General features: G+C 70.8%; 19 protein-coding genes and 1 pseudogene. 11 read left to right on the top strand and 9 right to left on the bottom strand.

Translation table 11 applies throughout. The features are described 5' to 3' along the window. Positions 1 to 152: 152 nt before the first annotated feature. The 3 genes and pseudogenes from pbpC to SALMUC_RS10045 form a co-directional block, all read right to left on the bottom strand. Positions 153 to 1541: pseudogene (gene pbpC, locus SALMUC_RS10055) on the bottom strand (penicillin-binding protein 1C); the annotation flags it as partial. Continuing rightward, entirely contained in the window at positions 1531 to 2085 is a 555-nt protein-coding gene (locus SALMUC_RS10050) for a putative glycolipid-binding domain-containing protein (RefSeq protein ID WP_020041460.1), read from the bottom strand. The pseudogene pbpC and the gene SALMUC_RS10050, both read right to left, overlap by 11 nt. Then, positions 2082 to 7502 (bottom strand): alpha-2-macroglobulin family protein, encoded by a 5421-nt coding sequence (locus tag SALMUC_RS10045; protein ID WP_020041461.1) that lies wholly within the window; start codon positions 7500 to 7502, stop codon positions 2082 to 2084. The genes SALMUC_RS10050 and SALMUC_RS10045 overlap by 4 nt, the downstream gene beginning before the upstream one ends. Before the next feature lie 136 nt (positions 7503 to 7638). Between SALMUC_RS10045 and SALMUC_RS10040 the strand changes: the two genes are divergently transcribed. Next, the gene (locus SALMUC_RS10040) at positions 7639 to 10164 is read left to right on the top strand and encodes a hybrid sensor histidine kinase/response regulator (RefSeq protein WP_020041462.1); all 2526 of its coding nucleotides are present in this window, start codon (positions 7639 to 7641) and stop codon (positions 10162 to 10164) included. On the opposite strand, the gene yaaA is transcribed toward SALMUC_RS10040, so the two are convergent. From yaaA to SALMUC_RS10025, 3 genes are all read right to left on the bottom strand, one after another. Then, on the bottom strand, positions 10152 to 10925 hold the full coding sequence (yaaA, locus tag SALMUC_RS10035; protein ID WP_020041463.1) for a peroxide stress protein YaaA: 774 nt from the start codon (positions 10923 to 10925) through the stop codon (positions 10152 to 10154). The genes SALMUC_RS10040 and yaaA overlap by 13 nt on opposite strands. A gap of 32 nt (positions 10926 to 10957) precedes the next feature. Beyond that, on the bottom strand, positions 10958 to 13015 hold the full coding sequence (recQ, locus tag SALMUC_RS10030; RefSeq protein WP_020041464.1) for a DNA helicase RecQ: 2058 nt from the start codon (positions 13013 to 13015) through the stop codon (positions 10958 to 10960). A gap of 171 nt (positions 13016 to 13186) precedes the next feature. Next, entirely contained in the window at positions 13187 to 13480 is a 294-nt protein-coding gene (locus SALMUC_RS10025) for a YggT family protein (protein WP_020041465.1), read from the bottom strand. 129 nt (positions 13481 to 13609) lie between these two features. On the opposite strand from SALMUC_RS10025, the gene SALMUC_RS10020 reads away from it, so the two are divergent. The 8 genes from SALMUC_RS10020 (at position 13610) to leuD (ending at position 21052) form a co-directional block, all read left to right on the top strand. Further along, complete coding sequence (locus tag SALMUC_RS10020) at positions 13610 to 14176, top strand: acyl-CoA thioesterase (RefSeq protein WP_020041466.1); 567 nt, start codon at positions 13610 to 13612, stop codon at positions 14174 to 14176. 73 nt (positions 14177 to 14249) lie between these two features. Beyond that, complete coding sequence (locus tag SALMUC_RS10015; protein ID WP_020041467.1) at positions 14250 to 15587, top strand: MFS transporter; 1338 nt, start codon at positions 14250 to 14252, stop codon at positions 15585 to 15587. Beyond that, positions 15584 to 16498 carry a penicillin-insensitive murein endopeptidase gene (gene mepA / locus SALMUC_RS10010; RefSeq protein WP_020041468.1) on the top strand — a complete coding sequence of 305 codons (915 nt, stop codon included), beginning with the start codon at positions 15584 to 15586 and terminating at the stop codon, positions 16496 to 16498. The genes SALMUC_RS10015 and mepA overlap by 4 nt, the downstream gene beginning before the upstream one ends. Beyond that, the gene (locus SALMUC_RS10005; RefSeq protein WP_037371685.1) at positions 16471 to 17379 is read left to right on the top strand and encodes an esterase-like activity of phytase family protein; all 909 of its coding nucleotides are present in this window, start codon (positions 16471 to 16473) and stop codon (positions 17377 to 17379) included. The genes mepA and SALMUC_RS10005 overlap by 28 nt, the downstream gene beginning before the upstream one ends. Before the next feature lie 68 nt (positions 17380 to 17447). Beyond that, positions 17448 to 18089, top strand: a complete 642-nt coding sequence (locus tag SALMUC_RS10000) for a queuosine precursor transporter (protein WP_021120173.1) — start codon at positions 17448 to 17450, stop codon at positions 18087 to 18089. Between the two features lie 270 nt (positions 18090 to 18359). Continuing rightward, positions 18360 to 18782: an alternative ribosome rescue aminoacyl-tRNA hydrolase ArfB gene (gene arfB, locus SALMUC_RS09995; RefSeq protein WP_020041471.1), complete on the top strand. Its 423-nt coding sequence runs from the start codon at positions 18360 to 18362 to the stop codon at positions 18780 to 18782. 227 nt (positions 18783 to 19009) lie between these two features. After that, positions 19010 to 20434 carry a 3-isopropylmalate dehydratase large subunit gene (leuC, locus tag SALMUC_RS09990; RefSeq protein WP_020041472.1) on the top strand — a complete coding sequence of 475 codons (1425 nt, stop codon included), beginning with the start codon at positions 19010 to 19012 and terminating at the stop codon, positions 20432 to 20434. Between the two features lie 12 nt (positions 20435 to 20446). Then, positions 20447 to 21052 carry a 3-isopropylmalate dehydratase small subunit gene (gene leuD, locus SALMUC_RS09985; RefSeq protein ID WP_020041473.1) on the top strand — a complete coding sequence of 202 codons (606 nt, stop codon included), beginning with the start codon at positions 20447 to 20449 and terminating at the stop codon, positions 21050 to 21052. Between the two features lie 222 nt (positions 21053 to 21274). On the opposite strand, the gene SALMUC_RS09980 is transcribed toward leuD, so the two are convergent. Then, positions 21275 to 21964 carry a 3-oxoacid CoA-transferase subunit B gene (locus SALMUC_RS09980; protein WP_020041474.1) on the bottom strand — a complete coding sequence of 230 codons (690 nt, stop codon included), beginning with the start codon at positions 21962 to 21964 and terminating at the stop codon, positions 21275 to 21277. After that, on the bottom strand, positions 21961 to 22614 hold the full coding sequence (locus SALMUC_RS09975) for a CoA transferase subunit A (protein WP_020041475.1): 654 nt from the start codon (positions 22612 to 22614) through the stop codon (positions 21961 to 21963). The genes SALMUC_RS09980 and SALMUC_RS09975 overlap by 4 nt, the downstream gene beginning before the upstream one ends. A 367-nt stretch (positions 22615 to 22981) precedes the next feature. Here SALMUC_RS09975 and SALMUC_RS09970 point away from each other — a divergent pair, with 367 nt between their 5' ends. Both SALMUC_RS09970 and SALMUC_RS09965 read left to right on the top strand, forming a co-directional pair. Beyond that, positions 22982 to 23812, top strand: coding sequence for a hypothetical protein (locus SALMUC_RS09970; RefSeq protein ID WP_020041476.1), 831 nt, complete (start codon positions 22982 to 22984; stop codon positions 23810 to 23812). A gap of 23 nt (positions 23813 to 23835) precedes the next feature. Then, entirely contained in the window at positions 23836 to 24777 is a 942-nt protein-coding gene (locus tag SALMUC_RS09965) for an endonuclease/exonuclease/phosphatase family protein (RefSeq protein WP_020041477.1), read from the top strand. Here the strand turns inward: SALMUC_RS09965 and SALMUC_RS09960 are convergent. Next, a complete protein-coding gene (locus tag SALMUC_RS09960) occupies positions 24704 to 25621 on the bottom strand; it encodes a Rossmann-fold NAD(P)-binding domain-containing protein (RefSeq protein WP_020041478.1) in 918 nt (305 codons plus the stop codon). The two genes, SALMUC_RS09965 and SALMUC_RS09960, sit on opposite strands and share 74 nt — an antisense overlap. Between the last annotated feature and the right edge of the window lie 6 nt (positions 25622 to 25627).

The following is a 25627-nucleotide window of genomic DNA, read 5'->3' as shown; positions in this document are numbered from 1 at the left end:
CGCGCGCCTCGCCGCCGACCCGCGCGGCGTCCCGGTCAAGCTGCGTGGCGGCAGGCCCCCCTTCACGCTCATGGCCGACGGCGCGGTGCTCGCGACCGGCCTGCGTGGCCCCGCGCGTCGATGACGGAGAGGGTGGTGAAGCCGGGGCCGGGGGTCCAGCGCAGCGGGCGGGCGGTGCCGCCGTTCGCGAGGGCAGCGTAGAGGGTGACCATCTCCTCGAGCGTGACGCCGACACCGCCGAGGCTGACGGCGAGGCCGGGCGCGCCTCCGGGCAGCTCGGGGGCCATGCCGGCGCGGCGCAGCGCGGTCATGAGATGCGCGGGTCCCAGCGCCTCGGTCAGGCGCACGACGGGGACGTTGCGCGAGAGCTGGAGCGCGCGGGCGGCGCGCATCTCGCCCATGAAGATGCCGTCGAAGTTCTGCGGCGCGTAGGTGCCGAACTGCACCGGTGTGTCGGCGATCAGCGTCTCGGGATGGGCGAGGCCGCGATCGAAGGCGAGGCCGTAGACCAGCGGCTTGAGCGTCGAGCCGGGGGAGCGTCGGGCCCGGGTCATGTCGATGAAGCCCTGCCCGCGCGTCGCGGCGTAGTCCGGCGAGCCGACCGAGGCGAGGATCTCGCCGCTGCGGTGGTCGGCCAGCACCAGCGCCGCCGAGAGCCGGACATCGCGGCCGGTCATATGCGTGGCGACCAGCGCCTCGAGCTGTCGTTGCAGCCCGGCGTCGAGCGTGAGGTCGTGGCGGCCGCGCCCCTGCGCCAGTGCCCGGTCGGCCATGTGTGGCGCGAGCATGGGAACGGGGTGGCGGCTTTCGGGGGCGGGATCGCGCATGGCGGCGCGGGCGGTGTCGCTGTCTATGACGCCAGCCGCCGCCATGCGGGTCAGAACGCGGTCTCGGGCGGCGCGGGCCGCCTGCGGGTGGCGGTCGGGGCGCCGGGCCTCGGGGGCCTGCGGGAGCGCCACGAGCAGGGCGGATTCGGCGGGCGTCAGGCGGCGCGGCTCCTTGCCGAACCAGGCCAGCGTGGCGGCACGCAGCCCCTCGATGTTGCCGCCGTAGGGCGCGCGTTCGAGGTAGAGCTGCAGGATCTGCGTCTTGGAGAGCCGCCTCTCGAGCGCCAGCGCCAGCCGGACCTGCCGCAGCTTGCCGCGCCAGGTGCCGGTGGCGCCCTCCTCGAGCAGGCGGGCGACCTGCATGGTCAGCGTCGAGGCGCCCGAAACGATGCGCCCGTGCCGGAGGCCCTGCGCGGCGGCGCGCAGGGCAGCCCATGCGTCGACCCCGGCGTGACGGGCAAAGCGCTTGTCCTCGTAGGCGATCAGCATTGCGGTGAAGCGCGGGTCGACCGCCTCGGCCGTGACGGCCATGCGCCAACGGCCGTCCTCGACGGTATAGGCGCGCAGAAGCTCGCCGTTCCGGTCGCGCACCTCGGGGGAGGTGGCCTGCACCAGCAGGGGCAATTCGGTCGCGTCGATCCAGCGATCCGCCGCGTCCCGTCCCAGTGCCAGGGTCCAGAGCACCAGGACGAGGGCGAGAAGCCTAGCCACCATTGGCCTCCCAGAGGCCGGGATAGGAGGTCACGAAGCCGTGGACATCGGTGACGAGGTGAGTGTCGAAGCCGGTCTGCTCGGCGTGGTAGGCTACGAGCTGCCCGCGCTCGCGCCGGTAGCTCTGGTCGAGCGGCGAGAGCTGAGGTCCGGGCAGGCGCAGCCAGGCCGCGCGGGTGTCGAGCTTGCCGACCTCGGGCAGGCGGTGCAGCGGCATGAGGTTCGTCGCGGGCGTGAAGGCGAAGTCCACGTCCTCGCAGCCCGAAAGCTCCGGTTGCGGGTCCCCGTTGAGGGTCCAGTCGTCGCCCTCGCGTTCGAGCCGGAGCGCGATGTCGGTGCCGGCGTGGATGCCGGTGACGTCGGCGCTGCGGGTGAGCCAGCCGCCGTCGATGCGGACGACGTAGTCGAGCGCGGCCCAGCCGGCGCCGTCGCGGAAGCGGGCGTGGCCGACCAGCATGTAGCCGCCGTCGAGGTGGGCGAGCCGGCACTTGTCCTCGCCGTCGCGGTCGAGGGCGCGCCAGTGGATCGTGGCGATGGTTTCCGTCATTGGACCACCACCATGCCAGAGGCGGTCGTCGCGCGATAGTCCGGGCGGTACATGTCCTCGACCAGAGCGGCGGGGTGGTGGAAGCGTCCGGGGGTGACGGCACGCACGACATAGGCCAGCCGGATCGGGGCGCCGTCCTGCTGGTCCACGGCCGCGAGGAAGCGGTCGGCGCGGAACTCGGCGTGGCGGGCCTCGGTGGGGTCGAGCCAGTCGAGCGCGCGGATGTCGCCGGCGCGCAGCAGGTTGGGGTTGTCGATCTCGAAGCCCGCCGGCAGCGGGTCGTCGACGATGAGCCGCGCGGGCGTGTCCTCGGCCGGGCGGACGGTCAGCACGGCGACCATGCGGTCGCCCTGCGCTATGGGGTCGGTCACGGGCGTGCCCTCCATCGTGTAGTAGGCGCGTTCGATGGCGTAGCCATAGCCGCCGGCCTCGGTCTCGCCCGCCGGCACGCCCAGTGTCGTGAGCGTGAGCGGCACCGGCGCGCTGCCGGTGTTGGCGATCTGCATGGGGGCAAGGGCCGTGCCCTTGATCCGGCGCAGGAGGGGGCCTGTCACCGGGGCACCGTCAACGCTGAGGCCTGCGGCGCCCGGGGCCTCGACCAGCGCCCGCGCGGCCATGAGCGACCAGGCCTGTTCCTGCGTCGAGAGCGGCCGGTCGGCGGCGCTGATCCGCGCGATCATGGCGGCGGTGTCCACCGCCTGCGAGCGCGCCTCGGAGGCCAGTGTCAGCAGCCCGGCGGCGTCGCGCAGCGGCGTTCCGAAGTCCTCGCGCCAGCGCCGCCTGTCCTGCTGCGCTGCCAGCGAGGCGGCGGCGAGGCGGAACATGCGATCGGCGCGCGCCTGGTCGCCGTAGGCAGCGAGCGCCGCGCCAAGCTGCGCCTGCGCCAGCGGCGTGCCGAGCGCGGCGCCCTTCTCGTCGGCGTAGTAGCGCAGGTCGCCCACCGCCGCCGCGCCCTCGCGCGCGAGTACGAGCAGGGCATAGGCGAGGTCCTCGCCGCCGCTGTCGAAGTCGGGCGCATAGGCGATGCGGTTGCGCAGGTTGTCGAGCGCCATGGTCATGGCGCGGTCGGGCACCGCATGGCCGGCGGCGCGGGCGCGGCTCAGGAAATCGGTGACATAGGCGTCGAGCCAGCCGTCGCCCGATCCCGCCTGCCAGAGCCCGAAGGCGCCGTTCGGGGCTTGCCGGGTCAGCACCAGCGCGATGGCCTCGTCGATCTTTTCGGCGATCCGGGACGGGGTGCCAAGGCCGAGCTGCCCGGCGGTCGTGCCCATCGAGAGCAGCGGCAGGGCCTGCGAGGTCACCTGCTCGGTGCAGCCGTAGGGGTAGCGGTCGAGCGTGGCCAGCATGCCCGGCACATCGAAGCGTGCGAGCGGCCCGGCCGAGACAAGCACCTCGGCGCTTCCGGGCCGCAGGCCGGCCAGCGCGTCGCGGTCGAGGGTGAAGGTCTGGCCCGGGTCGAGCACGAGCCGCCGCGTGCGGCCCTGCGCCGGGTCGTTGGCGCGGGTGCCGATGGTGAGGCGCTTCGTGAGGGTGTCGCCCTCGGGCGTTCCGAGCGCGATCTCGATGGCGTGGTCGCCGGGGGCCTCCGCCGTGAGGGGAATGTCGATCCGTGCGGTGCCGCCCTCGGCCAGCGTGACCGTCCCGGGGATCGCGGCGCGGTCGAGTGTGATGCCGCGCGCGGTGATCTCCAGTGGCATTTCGCCCGCGGGGCCCTTGGCGTGGGTCAGCTCCAGCCGCAGCCGGGTCTCGTCGCCCGGGGCCAGGAAACGCGGCAGGGAGGCTTGCATCACGACCGGGTCGCGCACCAGCACCTCGGCCTCGGCCTGACCGACGGCGCGGGGGCTCCAGGCGACGGCCATGAGCCGGACGGTGCCGTTGAATTCGGGCATGTCGAAGGTGACCTCGGCGCGGCCGTCCGGCCCGACGGTGACCGGCCCGGAGAAGAGCGCGACGGTCTCCTCGGTCGGCGGGGGCGCTTGCAGGCGCATCGCCGCGCCTGCGTCCCCGCCCGAGCGCAGCCGCCCCATGGCACCGTCGCGCCCGTCGATGAGGCGCCCGTAGAGATCGCGGATCTCGACCCCCAGCCGCCGCTGGCCGAAGTAATGCGCCGAGGGGTCGGGGCTCTCGAAGCCGGTGAGGTTGAGGATGCCCACGTCCACGGCGGCGACGGTGACATGGGCGCGCTCGCCCTCGGCCAGGCCATCGACCCGCAGCGTGGTCCGCAGGGGCGCGCGCGGTGCGCTTTCCGCGGGCGCGTCGATGGCGACCGAGAGCTGCCGGTCGCCGGGGGCGATCCCGGCATGGGCCAGCCCGAGGCTGCGCGCGGGCACGCGGCCCTCGGCCTGCGCGGCGGGGCGCAGGACCTGCGCCGTCACATAGACGCCGGCGCCCCAGTCGTCGGTCACGGGCAGTTCGATCACGCTTTCGCCCTCGGGCACCTCGACCGCGCGCATCGAGATGACGCGGTCGGCCAGCACCGTTACCAGCGCCTGCCCGGCGGCGCGCGGCACGATCCGCAGGCGGGCGGTGTCGCCCGGGGCATAGGCGGGCTGGTCGAGCGAGAGTTCCAGCGTGTCGGGCGTCGCGACGGCCCCGGCGGGGGCGAACCAGCCGGCCTCGAACCCGACCGAGGAGGCGACATGCGTGCCGTCGCTGCGTGCGACCACCAGCTCGTAGCGGCCCCAGTCGACCGGCGCGGCGATGCGCTGCGGGCTGTCGCCCAGCGTGGCGATGCCATTGTCGACGGTCTCGCGCGTGGTCACGGGCTCCCAGTTCCAGTTGCCGTAGAGTTCGTACCACTGGTAACGGAGGTTCACCCGCTCGAGCCGCCATTCCGCCTCCATCGGCACCGGGGAAAGGTCCGGGCCCACGGCCTGCAGCAGGAAGGCGGCCTCGGTCCCCTCGGGGACGGTGCCGTCGAACTCGGGACGGATGCCGATGATCGGGCCATCCGGGGCGACGGGACGGGCGATGCTGCGCTCGACCGGGCGGCCAGAGCCCTCGGCGACGCGCAGGGTCACGCGGGCCTCGTGCGGCTGGCCGGCGATCTCGGGCAGGGGAAGGGCGAGGCGTGCCATGCCCTCCGCGTCGGTGCGCAGGTCGGCGGGCAGGGGGCGCGTCTGCGGCCCGGTCTCGGCGTCGTGGCGGCCGAAACGGTAGCCGGGCAACGCATCGAGCGTGGTGAGCGGCGAGAGGGTCAGCTCCCCCTCGACGGGCAGATCGGCGCCCGGCGCCCCGAAGAGGTAGCGCACCGCGACCTCCAGCTCGGGCGGCGCGGTCGGGCGGATCGGCCCCTCGGGCAGGGAGAGGTCGACGTCGATGCGCTCGGGCACGAAATCCTCGAACAGGAGGGGGCGCGTGACCAGAGGCTCGGCCTCGGGGTCGGCGAAAAGCGCAAGCCGCCAGGTGCCACGCGGCACCGTGGGCGCGAGCGCGAGGTCGAAGACATGCCCGGCGTCCATGCCCTGCGCCGAGACCTCGCGCAGGTATTCCACGCCGTCGGGCCGCGTCAGCACCGCCGTCAGCGGCAGGCCATCCACGGCGGCAACCTCGGCGTCGCGCAGCAGGGCGGTGGCGTGGATCGTCTCGCCCGCGCGGTAGACGCCCCGATCGGTGGCGAGGAAGGCGTCCACCGGCCCCGAGGGCGCGCGGCCCGCGACGCCCCGGTCCGAGAGGTCAAAGGCCGGGTCGGTCAGCGACAGGAAGGACAGATCGTCCTCGCCCCGCGCGGCCATGACCAGTGCGGGCGCGGCGCCGCCGGTGCCCCGCGCGAGGCCGGGGGCAAAGCGCGCGACGCCCTGCGCGTCGGTCGTGGCGGTCCCGAGCGCGCGGTTCGAGCGCGAGAGCAGCGTGACCTCGAGCCCTTCGAGTGGCGCCGCGTCCGAGAGCCCGCGGGCAAGGACCGTCAGCCCGTCAGTGCCCTGGAGCGTGGTCAGCCCGATGTCGGAGAGCACGAACCACTGCGTCGCGCCCGGCTCGTCGTAGGGATCGGCGCCCGGCACCGAGGCGGTCAGCGCGTAGATCCCCGCGGGCAAATCGCCCAGGACCTCGCCCATGGGCAGGCGTGTCGTGACCTCGGCGTTGAGACGATCCTCGACCTCGCCGGTGCCGGTCCAGATCTCTTCGGCGATGTCCTCGGAAAACTGCCGGTCCTGCCAGCCCGAGAGCGGGCGACCGAAGTAGCTTTCCTGGATCGCGCGCAGGAGGTTGCGGTCCGAGACGCGGCGCAGCTTCAGTTCGATCTCCGACAGGTTCACGGTCTCGACCGGCAGCCCGGCGTCGGGGCCCTTGGGCAGGACATAGGCCCGACCCGGGAAGGCCACCGAAGGCGCGCGGTCGCGCACGTAGGCGGTCAGCGGCACGTCGCGCAGCAGTTCCTCGCCTTCGGCCGAGGGCAGTCCCGCGCGGAAGGTCAGCGTGTAGCGGCTGCCGTGCTCGACGCCGCTCACGCAGAGGCGGCGGTCGTCGGCGCTGACGGCGAGCCGGTCGTCGGGCAGGCGCACGTAGGGGGCATAGTCGACGCCCGCGCGGGCCAGCGGCTCGGAGAAGCGCGCGCAGACGCGGGGGGTGGCGCTGTCGGCCTCGACCTCGGTCTCCACGATTCGGAAGCCATACTTCCCGACGGCATCCTCAAGCGCACGCGTGATCTCGGGGCGGGGGTCCAGCCGGTCGGCCAGCCTGAGCGCCGGGATCATGGTGCGGGTGCGGTCCGTGGCCTCCAGCGCCTCGGCCATGCGCAGCAGCGCCGTGGCGCGCGAGGCCGGGTCGGTGGCGCGCAGGTAGGCGTTGATCGCCGCCAGCAGGGCACGGCGCTCCATCTCGCGCCGGTCGCCGCCGCGGAGCTTCGCGGCATGGCGAAGCGACAGGCGCGCGTAGTCCAGCCAGCCCCGCGCCGTGTCGGAGCGGGCCAGCGCCGCGCCGGTCCAGTGCACCGCGTCGCGCAGGTTGCCCAGCGTCTCTGCGTTTCCGGCCGCGTCCTGCAGTTGCGAGACGCTCCACTGCCCGGCGGCGTGGCGTGCGCCGAGCGCAAGCGCCTCGTCACGCCCGCGGGCGAGGTCCTGCGGCTCGAGGAAGTCCAGCTCCGCCGCGCGGCCGGTGGCGGCGGCCAGCGTCGCGGGTTCGGTTGCCAGCACCTCGGCCGAGATGGCGCCGTCGTAGGGGCGGCGGTCGGTCACCTCGGACTTGGGGAAACAGGCACCGGCCCGCCCGTTGAAGGTGAAGGCGCGGCAGGACGGGTCGTCGAGGCAGAGCGCCTGGCAGGCCTCGAGCGTGGTGTCGAAAAGGGCCTGCAGGTCGGCGCCGTAGAAGTCCATGTCACGGGTGACGACGAGCCTGCGTTCGGGGATCGGCGCCTGTTCCTGGGCGGCCAGTGCGGTGACGGACAGGACGACGGCCATGGCCGCTGCAATGATGCGCATCTCGAAACCTCCCGTGACAATGCCGCCATGGTGCACCTTCGGACGCGCCGCTGGCAACGATTCCCCGGATCGGGCTTAAGGCGATGTTCACCATCGTGGCCCAAGAGTGCCCGCGGTTTCAGGAGGATCCGGGTGCATGAGTCTGGCGGCACGGCTGGCGGAGGAGCGGCGCGCACGACTGGCCGCCGAGCGGCTGCTCGAGCTCAAGCAGGCCGAGCTCTTCGCGGCGAACCGCAAGCTGGGCAAGCACGCCCGCCAGCTCAGCCACGAGATCACCGAGACCCGCGCCGAGGTGGCCGAGGTCCGCAACGAGAACCTGCGCGTCAAGACGCAGCTGGGCGCCGCGCACCAGAAGATCGAGCTGGTCGAGGGACAGCTGTGGAAGGCGCTGCAGACCATGCGCGACGGCTTTGCCCTCTTCAGCGCCGAGCGGACGATGGAGCTGGCCAATCCCGCCTACCTTGGGGCCTTCGAGGATCTCGACACCATCGGCCCCGGGGCAAGCTTTCACCACGTGCTCGACATGATGGTCGAGGAGGGCATCGTCGACCTGCAGGGCGAGGACGGACAAGCCTGGCGGGCCCGGATGCTCGCCCGGTGGCAGGTGGACCCGATCCCGACGGAGATCATCCGCCTCTGGTCGGGCCGCTTCGTCAAGATCGAGGACCGGCACCTGCCCGACGGCGGCATCGTCAGCCTCTGCGTCGACATCACCGAACTGATGCGCATGTGGTCCGCCATCGAGGAGCTGCCCGACGGCTTCGTGATCTACGATTCCGACGATCGGCTGCTGATGTGCAACGCGCCCTACCGCCGGCTCTATGCCACCAGCGCTCCGGCCATCGTGCCCGGCGCCGGGTTCGAGGACATCCTGCGCTACGGTCTCGCGCAGGGCCAGTATCCCGAGGCCGAGGGCCGCGAGGAGGCTTGGCTGGAGGAGCGGCTGGAAAAGCACCGTGGCGCCTCGCAGGAGATCGAGCAGCAACTGGACGACGGGCGCTGGCTGCGCGTCCTCGAGCGGCCGCTGACCGACGGCGGTCGTGTCGGGCTGCGCATCGACATCACCGACATGAAGCGCACGCAGGAGGAACTCGACCAGGCCCGCCAGAGGGCCGAGATCGCGAGCCGCGCCAAGTCGACCTTCCTCGCCAACATGAGCCACGAGATCCGCACGCCGATGAACGGCGTGGTGGGCATGGCCGAGCTCATGATGGAGACCGACCTGACCGAGGAGCAGCGGCTTTATACCCAGACCATCCGCAATTCGGGCGAGGCGCTGCTGGCGATCATCAACGACATCCTCGACTACTCGAAGATCGAGGCCGACAAGCTGACGCTGGTGCCGGAGCCCTTCGACCTCGAAAGCGCGGTGCACGAGGTGGCGATGCTGCTGCAGCCCGCCGCGCGCGACAAGGGGATCGAGATCCTCGTCGACTACGACCTTTTCCTGCCCACGCGCTTCCGGGGCGATGCGGGGCGCGTGCGGCAGATCCTGACCAACCTGCTGGGCAACGCGGTCAAGTTCACAGCGCAGGGTCACGTCCTGGTGCGGGTCACCGGCCGTGTCGGGGCAGGGGGCGAGACCGCAGTTCACATGGCGGTCGAGGATACCGGCATCGGGATCGAGCCCGAAAAGCTCGAGCACATCTTCGGCGAGTTCAACCAGGTCGAGGACGAGCGCAACCGCGCCTTCGAGGGCACGGGACTCGGCCTCGCCATCACGCGGCGGCTGGTCGGCCTCATGGGTGGCGAGCTATGGGTCGAATCCGCGCCGGGCGAGGGATCGTGCTTCGGCCTGCGCATCGTCCTGCCCGCCGAGGAGTCCGAGGCCTGCGAGCCGCGGAGCCTGCCGGAGGGTCTGAGGCGGGTGCTCGTGCTCGAGGACAATCCGGTGACGCGCAGCATCCTGGGCCGGCAACTCGCGGCCGCCGGCCTCGATGCCGTCTTTTGCGCCAGCGTCGCGGACCTGGGTGATGGCCTCCGCGATGCGCCGGACCTCGTCATCGCCGCGCAGGAGCTGGCGGAGTCGTCCGTCCGGCCCATGCTGGCCGATCACGACATTCCGCTGGTGCTGATGTCATCGGACCCTGTGGGCCGGACCGGGGCCGGAGCGGCGGAGGGGTCGGTCACCGTGCTGCAGAAACCGGCACCGTGCCGCGCACTGCTGGCCGCGATGACGCAGGCCTTTGCGGCGGGCGGGGCGGATCGCGCTCCCGCGACCTTCCTGCGCCACCCCGCGCCCGGGCCGTCACCCCCGACGCCCGCAGCGGCGCCGCTCGACGTGCTCGTGGCCGAGGACAACCGCACCAATCAGCTGGTCTTTCGCAAGATGATCGAGCGGATCGGGCGGCCGCTCGACCTGCGTTTCGCGGACAACGGGCTGGAGGCCATCGAGGCGGTGCGCGCCCGGCGCCCGGACATCGTCTTCATGGACATCTCGATGCCGCACATGGACGGCAAGCAGGCGACGCGCGAGATCCGCAAGATGGAGGGGCCCGGCCCGCGCCTGCCGATCATTGCCGTGACGGCCCATGCGATGACGGGCGACCGTGACAGCTTTCTCGAGGCGGGACTCGACGACTACATCACCAAGCCGGTCCGGAAGGCCGCGCTGCAGAGGCTGCTCGAAACATGGACGGTGCCCGGCAGTCAGGCCGGGTAGGGGCGCACGAAGACCGGCTGTTCGGGCGTCGAGCGGTCGGCGTCCCAGGCATATCCGCCGGTGTCGAAATCGCGCAGCGCCTCGGGGTCGGTCAGCCGGTGCTGGACGATGTAGCGTGCCATCGCGCCCCGCGCCTTCTTGGCGTAGAAGCTCACCACCTTGGGCGCGCCGCCCTTGTCCTCGAGGAACTGCGGCGTGATCACCCGCAGCCGCTTCAACGCTTTTTCCGGCACCGCGCCGAAGTACTCCTGGCTCGCGCAGTTGACCAGGACATCGCTGCCCACCGCCTCGGCCTGCGCGTCGAGCGCCTCGGCCAGCGCGTCGCCCCAGTAGTCGTAGAGCGATTTGCCGCGCTCCGTCTTCAGCCGCGAGCCCATCTCCAGCCGGTAGGGCTGGATCGCATCGCGCGGCCGCAGCAGCCCGTAGAGGCCCGAGAGGATCCGCAGGTGATCCTGCGCCCAGTCCAGCTCCTCGGGGTCCAGCGAGCCCGCCTCGAGCCCCTGGTAGGTGTCCCCGGCAAAGGCCAGTGCCGCTGGCCGAACGGCGTCATCGCCGGGCGTCTCCGCGAAATCGCGGAACCGCTCGCGGTTGAGCTTCGCGAGGTTGTCCGACAGCCCCATCAGTTTCTTCAGTTCGTCCTGCGAGAGCCCCCGCGCGACCTCGGCCAGGTGCAGGGCATCCTCGGCAAAGGCGGGGGCGGTCGTCTCGGTCTCGCGCTCGGACCAGTCGAGCTTCTTGGCGGGGGAAATCACGACAAGCATTCAGGTCTCTCCGTTCGGGGTCGCAGGGCGATCTAGTCCGCCTGCGCCAGAACGTCCAGAAAGGCCGCGCCGAAGCGGTCGAACCGCCGCTCGCCCAGAAGCCGCGCCATGTCGTCGGCGCTGCCCGGGCGGTTCTGCGCCACCTTCGCCAGCAGCGAGGCCGAGCACGACAGCGGCTTTTCCGTCCCGTCCACCCCGCGCGACAGGTCGGCCTGCGCCGCCATCAGCCGATCGTAGACCTCGCCCGCGCCGCGCGCGGCGAGCTTCATGCGGGTCGGATGCACCTCTTCCTCGGCGCCGGTGATGACGGACAGGAACTCGGCGCCGTAGCGGTCGAGCTTCTTGGCGCCGACGCCGTTGATGCGCGCCATGTCGTCGAGGCTCTGCGGCCGGGTCTCGGCCATCTCGATCAGCGTGCGGTCGGGAAAGATGACATAGGCCGGCACCTGCGCCGCCTCGGCCAGCGCGCGGCGCTTGGCCTTGAGCGCCGAAAGCAGCGGCGCGTCCTCGTCGCTGACCAGCGTCTTGACCGCCGGGCGCCGCTCGGTTGCACGCGCCATGATGTCGCGCCGCAGCGAGATGCCCTGCTCGCCGCGCAGGATCGGGCGCGCCGCCTCGGTCATGACCAGCGCGCCGTGGCGCTCGGGGTCGGGCCGCACGAGGTCGTGTCCCATCATCTGCCGGAAGACCGCGTGCCACTCGCCCTTCTTCAGCTCGCGGCCCACGCCGAAGGTCGGCAGCTCGTCGTGGCGGCGCTGCTTCACCTTGTCGGTCTCGTTGCCCGTCAGGATGTCGATCAGGTGCCCGGCGCCGAAATTCTCGCCGGTGCGCAGCGCGGCCGAAAGCGCCTTGCGCACCGCCTCGGTGCCGTCGAAGACCTCGGGCGGCCGGTCGCAGAGATCGCAGTTGCCGCAGTCCTCGGCCATCTCTTCGCCGAAATAGCGCAGCAGCTGGCGGCGCCGGCAGCCCAGCGCCTCGGCCAGCCCCAGCAGCGCGTTGAGCCGCCCGTGGTCGGCGGCGCGGCGCTCGGGCGGGGCCATGCCCTCGTCGATCTGGGACCGGCGCAGGCGGATGTCCTCGGGCCCGAAGAGCGTCAGCGTCTCGGCCGCCGCGCCATCGCGCCCGGCGCGGCCGATCTCCTGGTAGTAGGATTCGATGCTCTTGGGCAGGTCGGCGTGGGCAACCCAGCGGATGTCGGGCTTGTCGACGCCCATGCCGAAGGCCACCGTGGCGACGACGATCAGCCCGTCCTCGTTGGCAAAGCGCGTCTCGACCGCGCGCCGCGCCTCGGGGTCCATGCCGCCGTGGTAGAAACAGGCGCTGTGCCCCTCCTCGGACAGGGCGCGCGACAGGCTCTCGGTCTTGGCCCGCGTGCCGCAGTAGACGATGCCCGAGCGGCCCTTGCGCGCCCCGGCGAAGGCCAGGATCTGGCGCCGCGGCTGGTCCTTGGCCTGGAAGGCGAGGTGGATGTTCGGCCGGTCGAAGCCGCGCAGGAAGCGCTGCGGCTCGGCCCCGTCGAAGAGCCGCGTGACGATCTCGGCCTGGGTCTCGGCGTCGGCGGTGGCGGTGAAGGCCGCCAGCGGCACGTCCAGAGCGCGCCGCAGCTCGCCGATGCGCAGGTAGTCGGGGCGGAAATCATGCCCCCACTGGCTGACGCAATGCGCCTCGTCCACGGCGATCAGCCCGACGCCCGCCCGCGCCAGCATCCGCTGCGCGCCCGCCGAGGCCAGCCGTTCCGGCGCGAGGTAGAGCAGGCGCAGCGCGCCCGTCTCCAGCATCTGCCAGACCTCCTCGGTCTCCTCCTCGGTGTTGCCCGAGGTCAGCGCGCCGGCGGCGACGCCCGCCTCGCGCAGGCCGCGCACCTGGTCGCGCATGAGCGCGATGAGCGGCGAGATCACCACCGTCACCCCCTCGCGCATCAGCGCGGGCAGCTGGTAGCACAGCGACTTGCCCCCGCCGGTCGGCATGATCGCCAGCACGTTGCGGCCGGCGGCCACCGCCTCGACGATCTCGCCCTGCCCGGGCCGGAAGGCGTCGAAGCCGAAGATCTCCTGCAACAGCGCCTCGGGCGCGACCGTATCGCGGGGCATGTCCCTGCCTCGATTGTCACTACATCTGCTCGAGTGGAACAATCGCACACCAAGATTCGGTGAACAAGAGCGCGCCCGGCGACGGGATGCCCCGGTGCTTCTTCTTGTTCCAAATACGCAAACCCCGCCCGCGTCGCCGCCCTCCGGCAGCGGCGGCGCGAGGGCCGGGCGTCAGTATCCGTAGAAGACGCCCGCGTTGTTCGCGAGGATGATGCGGATCGCGTAGACGCCGATCAGCGCCACCAGCGGCGCGAGGTCGAGCCCGCCCATCGGCGGCAGGATGCGGCGGATCGCGGAATAGGCCGGTTCCAGCAGGCGGCTCAACCCGTCCCAGATCTGGGCCACGAGCGGCTGGCGCAGGTTCAGCACCTGGAAGTTGATCAGCCAGCTCATGATCACATGCGCGATGATGATGAACCAGATCACGTCGAGGATCAGCATCAGGATCTGGAACAGGGACTGCATGGGCACGCTCTCCGCTTGTCTGGGCCGCGCACAGACGTAAGCGCCCCGGCCCCGGAGAACAAGAGTGCCGCGATGTTCCGGTTGACCTCGCGGCGCGCAGCCGAAAGGTGGCGCCAAAGGAGGCTCCGCATGTATCCGTTCATCCGCATGGCCCGGCAGATGGCCATCGCCCGCCGAATGCCCCCGCTCGGCCCCGGCGAGATCCACGTCTCGCACCACCGCTGCTGGCCCTGGGATCTCGATCTCTGGAACGAACTCAACAACGGCCGCACGCTGACGCTCTACGATCTCGGGCGGCTGCCGCTGGTGCATCGCTCGGGCCTTGCCGCGACGATGAAGCGCGAGGGCTGGGGGATCACCATGGCGGGCGCGGTGGTGCGCTATCGCCGGCGCATCCTGCTGATGGAGCGCGTGGAGATGCGCTCGCGGCTGATCGGCTGGGACCGGCGCTTCATGTACCTCGAGCAGAGCATGTGGAAGGCCGACGGCGAGTGCGCCAACCATGCCGTCTACCGCGGCGCGGCGGTGGGCCCCGAGGGCATCGTCGCTCCTGCCCGGGTGGCCGGGGCGATGGGGATCTCGCCGGTCTCGCCCGAGCTGCCCGGCTGGGTGCGCCAGTGGCTCGAGGCCGAGGACGCCCGTCCCTGGCCGCCGATGCAGGATGCGACCGCCTTCGAGGCGCCGCCCGCGCCCTGAGCTGCGCAAGACGCCTTTGCGCTTGCCTCCGCCCCCGCCCGCGGGTTCTATCGCCGCGCGGACAGGGGGTAGCATGGCACAGGCGGGACTGCGCAGACGGATCTGGGGGTGGTTCTTCTTCGACTGGGCGAGCCAGCCCTACAACACCCTGCTCATCACCTTCATCTTCGCGCCCTACGTCAAGGAACTGATGGGCGATGGCAGCCGCGCACAGGCGGCCTGGGGCTTCGGCATCGCCGCGGCGGGCGTGGTGATCGCCCTGCTGGCGCCCGTGCTGGGCGCGCTGGCCGACACCGGCGGGCACCGGATGCGCTGGATCTGGGGCTTCTCGGCGCTCTACGTCGTGGGCGCAGGCATGCTCTGGTTCGCCGCGCCGGGCGATTTCGACCTCCTGACCACGCTGGCCTTCTTCGCGCTGGGCCTGATCGGGATGGAGTTCGCCACGATCTTCACCAACGCCATGCTGCCCGACCTCGGCCCGCCCGAGCAGATCGGCCGCATCTCGGGCAACGGCTGGGCCTTCGGCTATCTCGGCGGGCTGGTGGCGCTGGTGCTGATGCTGGGCTTCTTCGCGGAAAGCGCCGAGACCGGGCGCACGTTCCTGGGCCTGAGGCCCGCGCTGGGGCTGGACCCGGAGGCGCGCGAGGGCACGCGTTTCGTCGGACCCCTGACGGCGCTGTGGTACGCGGTCTTCATGGTGCCCTTCTTCCTCTGGGTGCGCGATCCGCGCGGAAAGGGCGCGCCGCCGGGCGCCGTGCGCAAGGCGCTTTCCGGGCTCGGCCGGACGTTGCGGCACCTGCCGCGCAGCCCCTCGCTCTTTGCCTATCTCGCCTCGTCGATGTTCTACCGCGACGCGCTGAACGGCATGTATGCCTTCGGCGGGATCTACGCGGCGGGCGTGCTGGACTGGACGGTGGTCGATACCGGCGTCTTCGGCATCATCGCCATCGTGGCCGGCGCGCTCTTTGCCTGGCTGGGCGGCAAGGCCGACGCGCGTTTCGGGCCCAAGCCGGTCATCACCGGCTGCATTCTCGTGCTGACCTTCGTTGCCGTCTCGATCGTGCTGGTCGACCGAGACACGCTCTATGGCATCCCGCTGCCCGAGGGCTCGGCGGCGCCGGACTACGCCTTCTGGGTCTTCGGCGCGGTGATCGGCGCGGCGGGCGGTGTCCTGCAGGCCGCCTCGCGCACGATGATGTGCCGCCAGGCGGACCCCGCGCGGGTGACCGAGGCCTTCGGGCTCTACGCGCTGGCGGGCAAGGCGACCTCGTTCCTCGCGCCCGCGCTCATCGGGGTGGCGACGGCCGCGACCGGCTCGCAGCGCGTGGGCGTTTCCCCGATCATCGGGCTTTTCGTGATCGGGCTGGTTCTGCTACTCTGGGTGAACCCGGACGGAGATCGAGCAGAATGATCCGAACAATCCTGGGCCTCACGCTCGTGCTGAGCCTCGCCGCCTGCGGCGAGCGTCCCGCCCCCGAGACGACCGAGGCCGACCTTCCCCGCATCACCGGCGTGCTGTCGACCCGAAGCGCCAAGCAGCTCTTCGGGGCGCACGACAATGGCTCGCCGCAGAGTTCCGCACCCTACGGCAGCTATGCCAAGGGCTGCCTCGCCGGTGCCGAGCAGCTGCCCGAGACCGGGCCGACCTGGCAGGCGATGCGCCTGTCGCGGAACCGCAACTGGGCCCACCCCGAGCTGATCGATTTCGTGCAGGACCTGTCGCGCCAGGCCTCTCGGCAGCCCGGCTGGAACGGGCTCTACGTCGGCGACATGAGCCAGCCGCGCGGCGGGCCGATGCTCACGGGGCACCGCAGCCACCAGATCGGCCTCGACGCCGACATCTGGATGCGCCCGGCGGACAACCTGTCGCTCAGCCGCGGCCAGCGCGAGAACATCTCGTCGATTTCGCTGCGGCGCTCGAACGGGGCCTTCACCAACGACAACTGGACGCCCCAGCACCACGAGATCCTCAAGGCCGCCGCGAGCGACCCGCGCGTCGCGCGCATCTTCGTCTTCCCCGGCGCCAAGGTGCGCATGTGCAACGACGAGACCGGCGATCGCGCCTGGTTGCGCAAGATCAGGCCCTGGTGGGGGCATCACTACCATTTCCACGTCCGGCTCGCCTGTCCCGACGGCGCGCGCGGCTGCGTGAACCAGACGCCGCCGCCGCCGGGCGACGGCTGCGGGCAGGCGCAGGAATGGGTGAACAACATCCTCAACCCGCCGCCGCCGGACCCGAACGCGCCGCCGCCCGAGCCGCGCCGCGAGCTCACGATGGGAGACCTGCCAGCCCAATGCGCCACCGTCATCGCCGCGCAGTAGCGGCGGCCCTGGCAGTGCTCGCGTTCTCGGCCCCGCTCGGGGCCGAGACAGCGCGTTTTGCCGGTCGCCTGACATGGACTTCGGACGAACCCGGCTTCGGCGGGTTCTCGGGGCTCGAGGTCTCGGAGGACGGCAGCACCTTCACCGCCATCAGCGACCGCGCGATGATTGTCTCGGGGCGCTTCATCCGCGAGGGCGGGCGCCTGACCAGCATCGAGACCGGCCCACTGGAGATGCTGCCGGGTCCGGACGGTGGGCGCATGGCCCGCAAGGTCGGCGACGCCGAAGGGTTGGCGCAGCGCGCTGACGGGCGGCTCTTCGTCTCCTTCGAGGGGGTCGCGCGGGTCTGGGCCTATGTCACGCCCGACAAGGCGGCGCGCCTGCCGCGCCCCGACGCCTTCAAGACATTCGAGCGCAACGCCGGCCCCGAGGCGCTGGCCATCGACGGGCAGGGCCGGCTCTACACGCTGCCCGAACGCTCGGGCCAGATGGACCGGCCGTTCCCGGTCTGGCGGCTGGACGCGCGGCACTGGGATCAGCCCTTCGACATCCCGCGCCGCGGGCCCTTCCTGCCGGTGGGCGCCGATTTCGGACCTGACGGGCGGCTCTATCTGCTGGAGCGCAACTTCACCGGCTATTCCTTCCGCAGCCGGGTGCGGCGCTTCACGCTGGACGCGGACCGGATCGTCGCTGAGGAGCAGTTGCTCGAGACCGCGTCCTTCAGGCACGGCAACCTCGAGGGCCTGTCGGTCTGGCGCGACGAGAGCGGCGCGATCCGCCTGACGATGGTGGCCGACGACAACTTCAGCGCCCTGCAGCGCAGCGAGATCGTCGAGTACAGCCTGCCGGAATCGCTTGCGTCAGCGCCCCCGAGGCCTTAGAGGCCCCGGTTGTCCGCCGCGGTGGCGGACCAAGTCCCCGCAACCTTGTCAAAACGGGTCAGAGATTCATGACACGCGCACATCTTCCCGGCATCGCTGCCATGGCCGCCATCGTGCTGGCCTCGAACATCCTCGTCCAGTTCCTGTTCGGCCAGTGGCTGACATGGGGCGCCTTCACCTATCCGCTCGCCTTCCTCGTCACCGACCTGATGAACCGCCTCTACGGCGTGCAGGCCGCGCGCAAGGTCGTCTTCGCCGGCTTCATCGTGGGCGTCATCTGCTCGCTGATCGGCACGCAGATCATGCTGCAGGGCGACGGCTTCACCTACCCGGCGGTCACGCTGCGCATCGCCATCGGCTCGGGCGCCGCCTTCCTCGTGGCGCAGATGATGGACGTCGCGGTCTTCGACCGCCTGCGCGAGGGCCGCTGGTGGCGCGCGCCGCTGGCCTCGACGCTGATCGGCTCCTCGCTCGACACCGCGATCTTCTTCACCGTGGCCTTTTCCGCCGGCCTGAGCTTCATCGAGCCGGGCAACGACGTGTCCTGGGCCAACGAGCCGCTGCCGCTTCTGGGGGCCGGGCCGATGGTGCCGCTCTGGGTCTCGCTGGCCGTCGCGGACTGGATGGTGAAGCTCGCGCTGGCGCTGATCGCGCTCATTCCCTTCCGGATGATCGTTTCCAAGGCGACCGGTCGGCCCGCCACCGCCTGACCTGCAGAAAACGCTTTGCGAAAGCCGGCACCCGTGCAAGGCTGGACCTGCGTTTTTCAACAGCTGAAAGGAGGTGATCCAGTGTCTAGAGAAACATTGGAGAGAGGTGTCGGAACAGCTCGGAGGGACTGGCACTAGGGCAGCCCCTGGTGAACCGGAAACACGGGTTGGCCTCTGCCTAACCGGCACGCCTCCTTGATCTCGAATGGGTCGCCCGACAGGCCGGGCGGCCCATTTCATTTGTCCCGGCCTGTGCTGTATGACTGTTTCATGCTGAAGATCACCGACCGCATCCAGATCGAGGACTGGGAACTCACCGAGCAGTTCGTCCGCGCCTCCGGGCCCGGCGGGCAGAACGTGAACAAGGTCGCCTCGGCGGTCGAGTTGCGGTTCGAGGCGGCGCGGTCGCCGAACCTGCCGCAGCCGGTCAAGACGCGCCTGCGCAAGCTCGCCGGCCGGCGCTGGACGACCGAGGGCGCGCTGGTGCTGCAGGTCGACGAGACCCGCAGCCAGGCCCGCAACCGCGAGATCGCCCGCGACCGGCTGGCCGAGCTGATCCGCAAGGCGCTGGAAAAGCCCAAGCGGCGCATCCCGACACGCCCGACGCTGGGCTCCAAGCGCCGCCGGCTGGAGTCGAAGAAGGCCACCGGCCAGAAGAAGGCCCTGCGCGGCCGGGTCGATCCCGACGGCTGAGCGGCCCGCGTGGGCAGTCCGCCGGGCTTGATAGACTCGGGGCGAGGCTGTATATCCCGCGCGATGGATCGCTTTGTAGACATGGGCGACCGCGCGCGTCTGCGCGAACGGTTCCACGGCGCCACCCGGACGGTGCTGGCGCGCCTATAATCCTGCCCGAGCCCGCCATGCGGCGCGGGCGGATGACCCGCGCCCAGCCAAAGCCAGACGATATCCGGAGGACACCCATGTCCGGCAAGACACTCTACGACAAGATCTGGGATGCCCACGTCGTCCACGCGGACGATGACGGCACCAGCCTGCTCTACATCGACCGTCACCTCGTGCACGAGGTGACCTCGCCCCAGGCCTTCGAGGGGCTGCGCCTCGCGAACCGCCAGGTGCGCGCTCCGCAGCGCACCATCGCCGTGCCCGACCACAACGTGCCGACCACCCTGGGCCGCGAGAACCCCGACCAGATGCCCGAGGACAGCCGCATTCAGGTCGAGGCACTCGACAAGAACGCGCGCGACTTCGGCGTGAACTACTACCCGGTGTCGGACATCCGGCAGGGCATCGTGCACATCGTCGGTCCCGAGAACGGCTGGACGCTGCCCGGCATGACCGTGGTCTGCGGCGACAGCCACACCGCGACGCATGGCGCCTTCGGCGCGCTGGCGCATGGCATCGGCACCTCCGAGGTCGAGCACGTGCTGGCCACGCAGACGCTGATCCAGTCCAAGTCCAAGAACATGAAGGTCGAGATCACCGGCAGCCTCGCGCCGGGCGTCACCGCCAAGGATGTGGTGCTGACGATCATCGGCCACACCGGCACTGCCGGCGGCACCGGCTACGTCATCGAGTACTGCGGCGACGCGATCCGCGAGCTCTCGATGGAGGGCCGCATGACGATCTGCAACATGGCCATCGAGGGCGGCGCCCGCGCAGGCCTGATCGCGCCCGACGAGAAGACCTTCGACTACGTCAAGGGCCGCACTCACGCGCCGAAGGGCGCCCAGTGGGAGGCCGCGCTGGCCTGGTGGAAGACGCTGCACTCGGACGAGGACGCCTACTGGGACAAGGTCGTGACCATCCGCGGCGAGGACATCGCGCCGACCGTGACCTGGGGCACCTCGCCCGAGGACGCGCTGCCGATCACTGCCAAGGTTCCCGCCGCCGAGGATTTCTCGGGCGGCAAGGTCGAGGCGGCCAAGCGCGCGCTCACCTACATGGACCTGACGCCGGGCACACCGCTCGACGAGATCGAGATCGATACCGTCTTCATCGGTTCCTGCACCAACGGCCGGATCGAGGACCTGCGCGCCGCGGCCGAAGTTCTGAAGGGCCGCAAGGTCAAGGACGGCATTCGCGCCATGATCGTGCCGGGCTCCGGCCTCGTGCGCGCGCAGGCCGAGGAAGAGGGCCTTGCCGATATCTTCACCGAGGCGGGCTTCGAGTGGCGCCTCGCGGGCTGCTCCATGTGCCTCGCGATGAACCCCGACCAGCTGGCCCCGGGCGAGCGCTGCGCGGCCACTTCGAACCGCAACTTCGAGGGTCGCCAGGGCCGCGGCGGACGCACGCACCTGATGTCGCCGGCCATGGCGGCGGCGGCGGCGGTCACCGGACGGCTGACCGACGTGCGTGAACTGATGACCGAAAACGAGCCTGCCTGAGGAGTCCCGGCAATGGAAAAGTTCGAAAAGCTGACCGGGGTGGCGGCGCCGATGCCGCTGGTGAACATCGACACCGACATGATCATCCCCAAGCAGTTCCTGAAGACGATCAAGCGCACCGGCCTCGGCGTGCACGCCTTCGACGAGATGCGCTATGACGATGACGGCAACGAGGTGCCGGACTTCGTGCTGAACAAGCCGCAGTACCGCGATGCGCAGATCCTCGTGGCGGGCGCCAACTTCGGCTGCGGCTCCTCGCGCGAGCACGCGCCCTGGGCCCTGGCCGACTTCGGCATCCGGGCGATCATCTCGACCTCCTTCGCGGACATCTTCTACAACAACTGCTTCAAGAACGGCCTGCTGCCGATCGCGCTGCCGCAGGAGGCGGTGGACGTGCTGATGAAGGATGCCGAGAAGGGCTCGAACGCACGGATGACCGTGGATCTCGAGAACCAGGTGGTGACGACTTCCGACGGCGAGGCGTTCTCCTTCGAGATCGATGCCTTCAAGAAGCACTGCCTGATGGAGGGGCTCGACGACATCGGCCTCACCATGGAGAAGGTTACGGCCATCGACAGCTTCGAGGCGGACGCTGCCCAGGCCCGTCCCTGGGTCTGAGGACGCATCTGCGGGCGGTGCATCGGTGCCGCCCGCCTCCGGCGCCGGTCAGGCGGAACGCGATGGTTCGGGCTGCCTCCGGCGGGGATATTTGAAGCCAGAAGATGCTCGCGTGGCGGGTCCGGTGCGCAGGTGCCGGTACGGGCCGCGGGGTCGTCTCCCGCAGGGAGACGGGGGCGGAGCCCCCGCCCGTCCGGATCGCCGCGCGGCAATCCGAGCATTTCAGATCGTTCGCGACAGGTCCATCTCCGGCACCGTGCCGGTTACGATCAGTTCGGCGGTGGTCGCGGCCTGGACCTGCTCGACGGTCACGCCGGGGCCGGTCTCGAGCAGGTGGAGGCCGTCGTCGCGAGGCTGCATCACGCCAAGTTCCGTCACGATCAGGTCCACCCGCCGCTGCGAGGTCACCGGCAGGTCGCAGGCCGGCACGATCTTGGAGCGGCCCTTGGCGGTGTGCATCATGGCGACGATGACCTTCCTGGCGCCGGTCACGAGGTCCATGGCGCCGCCCATGCCCGGCACGAATTCGCCCGGGATCATCCAGTTCGCGAGGTGCCCCCGTGCGTCCACCTGCAGCCCGCCCAGCACGGTCAGGTCGAGGTGCCCGCCGCGGATGAGCCCGAAGGAAAAGGCCGAGTCGATGATCGAGGCCCCCGGCACCGCGGAGACCGTGGTGCCGCCCGCGTCGGTCAGGTGACGGTCGGTCATGCCCTCGGGCGGGCGGTGGCCCAGGCCGACCACGCCGTTCTCGGACTGGAAGAAGACGCCCATGCTCTCGTCGAGGTGGTCCGAGACCAGCGTGGGGATGCCGATGCCGAGGTTGACCAGCGACTTGGGCCGGATCTCGAGCGAGACGCGCCGCGCGATGATTTCCTTGGGGTCCATTTCGGTGAAATCCAGAATGTCCTTCATGACGCCCTCTTGATGACATGGTCCACGATGATGCCCGGTGTCTTGACCGCGTCGGGCGGGATGACACCGACCGGCACGATCTCCTCGGGTTCGGCGATCACCACGTCGCCGGCCAGCGCCATGATCGGATTGAAGTTCGTGGCCGAGAGCATGTAGCTCAGGTTGCCCACGTAATCGCAGGTCCGCGCCGCGATCAGCGCGAAGTCGGCGCGCAGCGGCGGCTCGAGCAGGTAGGTCCTGCCCTCGACCTCGACGGTCTGCTTGCCCTCGGCGATGCGCGTGCCGAGCCCGGTGGGCGTGAGCACGCCGCCCAGGCCGACCCCTGCCGCCCGTACGCGCTCGACGAAGGTGCCCTGCGGCACCAGCTCGACCTCGAGCGAGCCCTCGCGCATCTGGTCCTGCACGTCGGGGTTCAGGCCGATGTGGCTGCCGATGAACTTGCGCACGCAGCGCGCGCGAACCAGCGGGCCGACGCCGGTGTGCGGGCGCGCGGCGTCGTTGACGATCATCGTCAGGTCCTTCTTGCCCGAGGCCGCCAGCGCCCGCACGAGCGTATCCGGGGTTCCGACCCCCATGAAGCCCGACAGCATGACGCGCGCGCCGTCCGGAATCATCTCGACCGCTTCCTCGATCGAAATCGCCAATTGCATTTCTGTCTCCGTTTCCGTGCCTGTCCTCCCGCTGGCCCCGTTCAACGCCTGTTGCGCCGCGGCGACCATGCGGTAGGTCAAACCTGACCCGAAAAACCCGACCCGGAGCAAATTTTCGGGAGGCGGCAATATCTTGTGGGTGCCGCGTCTGTCACCCCAATTCTACAGGCCAATTGATGCAATTTCGCACCGTTCTCACCACGAAAGCGCCAGAATCGCCTGCTGTCGTTTCGTCTTCGCTTGCTGGGTGCGGGGGAAGGCGGCAAAAATTGGGCAATAATGAGGCATATCGCCAAGACGGCGAGGTCCGGCGCAGATCGAGACGCGGCGAAGAATCGTGTCCGGCCGGATCCAAAGGGCGGAATCTGTGATCGAGCGGGTGGCAAAGGCCGGCACGCGCGCTGTCCTCGTGGCGGTGCTGATGGGAATGCCGACGGTGCTTGTTCCGGGCTACGCCCCGGACGCCGTCCAGCTGATCCTGCTGCTGTCCCTGATCGCCGCCGTCCTGACCTTTGTCGAATACGTGGGCGACTATCCCTCGATCATCGAGTTCCGCGACGCGCCGCCCTTCAACCGGATGCGGTTTCTCGCGCTGTTTCTCACGCTCTTCGTGCTGTCGATGATCCTGCGCGGTGCGAGCAACCCCTCCGCGCTGAGTCAGGCGCTGACGCAGGCGGGCACCGTGCTGGGGCACGCGATGGATTTTCCCTACTCGCCGGTGCGGCTGATGGTGCTCCTGCGCACGGAGGCGATGAGCGCCGCCGACGTGGCGATGATCCGCACCAGCGCGGGCATCGCCTACCTGATCTCGCTGGCGACCATGATCGCCTTCTTCGTCACGGTGCGCCTGCTCAACTGGCCGATCCGGCGGGGCGCCTTCAACTTCTGGGTCAACCTGCCGCTTTTCGATCCGACCACCGGGGGCGACGTGCTTTACCGCCTCAAGCGGGACGGTCAGGTTAACACTGCATTAGGGTTTTTGCTGCCATTCCTGATCCCGGCGGTGATGAAGCTGGCGTCCGAGGTCATCGACCCGATCTCGCTGACCGAGCCGCACACACTGATCTGGACGGTGAGCGCATGGGCCTTCCTGCCGGCAAGCCTGATCATGCGGGGGGTGGCGCTCATGCGCATCGCTCAGCTGATCGAGGAAAAGCGGCGCCGCGCCTACGCGCAGGCGGACCTGCAGGCCATCTAGGCGCCCTTCTTGTCGCGCTGGTCATGGCGACGGCGGCGGCGGCGGAGAGCCTGACGCTCGCCACCTGGCATGTGGACCTGTCGCGGCGCGGGCCGGGGCTGCTGCTGCGCGACCTGCTGGAGCCGGCGGCGGAGATCGAGGCCGTCGTAGCGGAGATCGCCGCCGTGGACCCCGACGTGCTGGTGCTGACCGACATCGACTACGACCGCGAGCTTGTGGCGCTGACCCGGCTGGCCGCGTTGCTGGAGGCGGCGGGCGCGGCCTATCCCTACCGCTTCGCGCTGCGGCCGAACACGGGCCGGCCCACGGGCCTGGATCTCGATGGCGACGGCCTGCTGGGCGGGCCACGCGACGCGCAGGGCTACGGCGAGTTCTCGGGGCAGGGCGGCATGGCGGTGCTCTCGCGGCGTCCCTTCGGCGCGGTGCGGGATTTCTCGGCGCTGCTCTGGGCCGACCTGCCGGGCAACCTGCGGATCGAGAGCGATCCCGCGCCCGGGGTGCAGCGCCTGTCGTCGAGCGGGCATTGGGCGCTGCCGGTGAAGACGGCGGCGGGCCCGGTCGAGCTGCTGATCCACCACGCCACGCCGCCGGTCTTTGACGGGCCCGAGGACCGGAACGGGCGACGCAACGCGGACGAGCTGCGGCTCTGGCTGCGCTACCTCGACGGGGATCTGGGCGCGCCGCCGCCCGCACGCTTCGTGCTGATCGGGGACGCCAATCTCGATCCCGCGCGCGGCGACGGGCGCCATGCTGCGATGCGCGACGTGCTGGAGGACCCGCGGTTCCGCGATCCGCTGCCGGGGCAGGCCACCGTGAGTTGGGAGCAGACCGGCCCGATGCGGGTGAGCTATATCCTGCCCTCGGCCGGTCTGCGGGTGAGCGATGCGGCGGTCAGGCCGGTCGCCCCACCGCTCGCGCACCGGCTGGTCTGGGTGACCCTGTCCCTGCCCGCAGGTGCGCCGTAGCGACACGCAGGGCGTCCTCGGGCGGAGTCGAGGCGAAGCCCGGCAGCAAGGTCTCGAAGGGCGCGGGGTCGATGCGGTGGGGCATGTCCCAGAGATACCGCATCTCGAGAAGGTGCCGCGCCATCGGCCAGACCGGCGCGGCCAGGCGCAGCGGCCACCAATGCATGCGCCTGACCCGGACCTCGCGTCCCATGACGGACGTCAGCGTGGCCGCCATCTCGCGCCCCGTGAGCGTGATTCCGGGGAATGGAATCTCGGCAAAGGCGGGCAGTTCCACGCGCCGCTCGGCCAGCGCGACGGCGGCGCGGGCGAGGTCGGGCAGGAAGGCCCAGGCGTGGGGCACGTCGGGGTTGCCGGGGTAGGTGAGGGCGCCGCGCGGCAGCTTGGGCGCCATCATCCGGTCGAACCAGTTGCCCGAGGCACGGGTGTCGAGGAAATCGCCCGCCCGCAGCAGGATCACCCGGCAGCCCGAGGCGCGCCACGTCTCTTCCATCTCGCGGCGCAGGCGGCCCAGCGGGTTTTCTGCCCGGTGCGGTGTCGCGACACCCAGCACCTCGGGCGATCCCGCGCCGTAGACATAGAGGTTGCCGGGGATCAGCACCGTGGCGCCCGAGCGCCTTGCGACCTCGATCAGCCGGCGGGTCTGTCCGGGCAGATCGCGCGCCCAGTCGGGATAGGCCGGGTTCCAGCCGTTCACGATCACGTCCGCCCCCTCGGCCTCGGCGTCGAGGTCGCCACTCGCGCGGTCGAAGAGCCGCACCCGCCAGCCTGCGTTCCAGAAGGCCTCGGCCGCGTTGCTGCCGAACCGGCCGGAGCCGCCGAGGATCAGAACCGTTCCCGTCATGGCACC

Source organism: Salipiger mucosus DSM 16094, from assembly GCF_000442255.1.
In the GTDB taxonomy this organism is placed as follows: domain Bacteria; phylum Pseudomonadota; class Alphaproteobacteria; order Rhodobacterales; family Rhodobacteraceae; genus Salipiger; species Salipiger mucosus.
The sequence above is the reverse complement of the archived record's forward strand: the minus strand, read 5'-3'. Positions and strand labels throughout refer to the sequence as shown.

Coding starts and splice junctions, on each gene's coding strand:
- SALMUC_RS10050 (WP_020041460.1), bottom strand. CDS start 2,085: ATGACGGAAACCATCGCCACGATCCACTGGCGCGCCCTCGACCGCGAC.
- SALMUC_RS10045 (WP_020041461.1), bottom strand. CDS start 7,502: ATGCGCATCATTGCAGCGGCCATGGCCGTCGTCCTGTCCGTCACCGCA.
- SALMUC_RS10040 (WP_020041462.1), top strand. CDS start 7,639: ATGAGTCTGGCGGCACGGCTGGCGGAGGAGCGGCGCGCACGACTGGCC.
- yaaA (WP_020041463.1), bottom strand. CDS start 10,925: ATGCTTGTCGTGATTTCCCCCGCCAAGAAGCTCGACTGGTCCGAGCGC.
- recQ (WP_020041464.1), bottom strand. CDS start 13,015: ATGCCCCGCGATACGGTCGCGCCCGAGGCGCTGTTGCAGGAGATCTTC.
- SALMUC_RS10025 (WP_020041465.1), bottom strand. CDS start 13,480: ATGCAGTCCCTGTTCCAGATCCTGATGCTGATCCTCGACGTGATCTGG.
- SALMUC_RS10020 (WP_020041466.1), top strand. CDS start 13,610: ATGTATCCGTTCATCCGCATGGCCCGGCAGATGGCCATCGCCCGCCGA.
- SALMUC_RS10015 (WP_020041467.1), top strand. CDS start 14,250: ATGGCACAGGCGGGACTGCGCAGACGGATCTGGGGGTGGTTCTTCTTC.
- mepA (WP_020041468.1), top strand. CDS start 15,584: ATGATCCGAACAATCCTGGGCCTCACGCTCGTGCTGAGCCTCGCCGCC.
- SALMUC_RS10005 (WP_037371685.1), top strand. CDS start 16,471: ATGCGCCACCGTCATCGCCGCGCAGTAGCGGCGGCCCTGGCAGTGCTC.
- SALMUC_RS10000 (WP_021120173.1), top strand. CDS start 17,448: ATGACACGCGCACATCTTCCCGGCATCGCTGCCATGGCCGCCATCGTG.
- arfB (WP_020041471.1), top strand. CDS start 18,360: ATGCTGAAGATCACCGACCGCATCCAGATCGAGGACTGGGAACTCACC.
- leuC (WP_020041472.1), top strand. CDS start 19,010: ATGTCCGGCAAGACACTCTACGACAAGATCTGGGATGCCCACGTCGTC.
- leuD (WP_020041473.1), top strand. CDS start 20,447: ATGGAAAAGTTCGAAAAGCTGACCGGGGTGGCGGCGCCGATGCCGCTG.
- SALMUC_RS09980 (WP_020041474.1), bottom strand. CDS start 21,964: ATGAAGGACATTCTGGATTTCACCGAAATGGACCCCAAGGAAATCATC.
- SALMUC_RS09975 (WP_020041475.1), bottom strand. CDS start 22,614: ATGCAATTGGCGATTTCGATCGAGGAAGCGGTCGAGATGATTCCGGAC.
- SALMUC_RS09965 (WP_020041477.1), top strand. CDS start 23,836: ATGGCGACGGCGGCGGCGGCGGAGAGCCTGACGCTCGCCACCTGGCAT.
- SALMUC_RS09960 (WP_020041478.1), bottom strand. CDS start 25,621: ATGACGGGAACGGTTCTGATCCTCGGCGGCTCCGGCCGGTTCGGCAGC.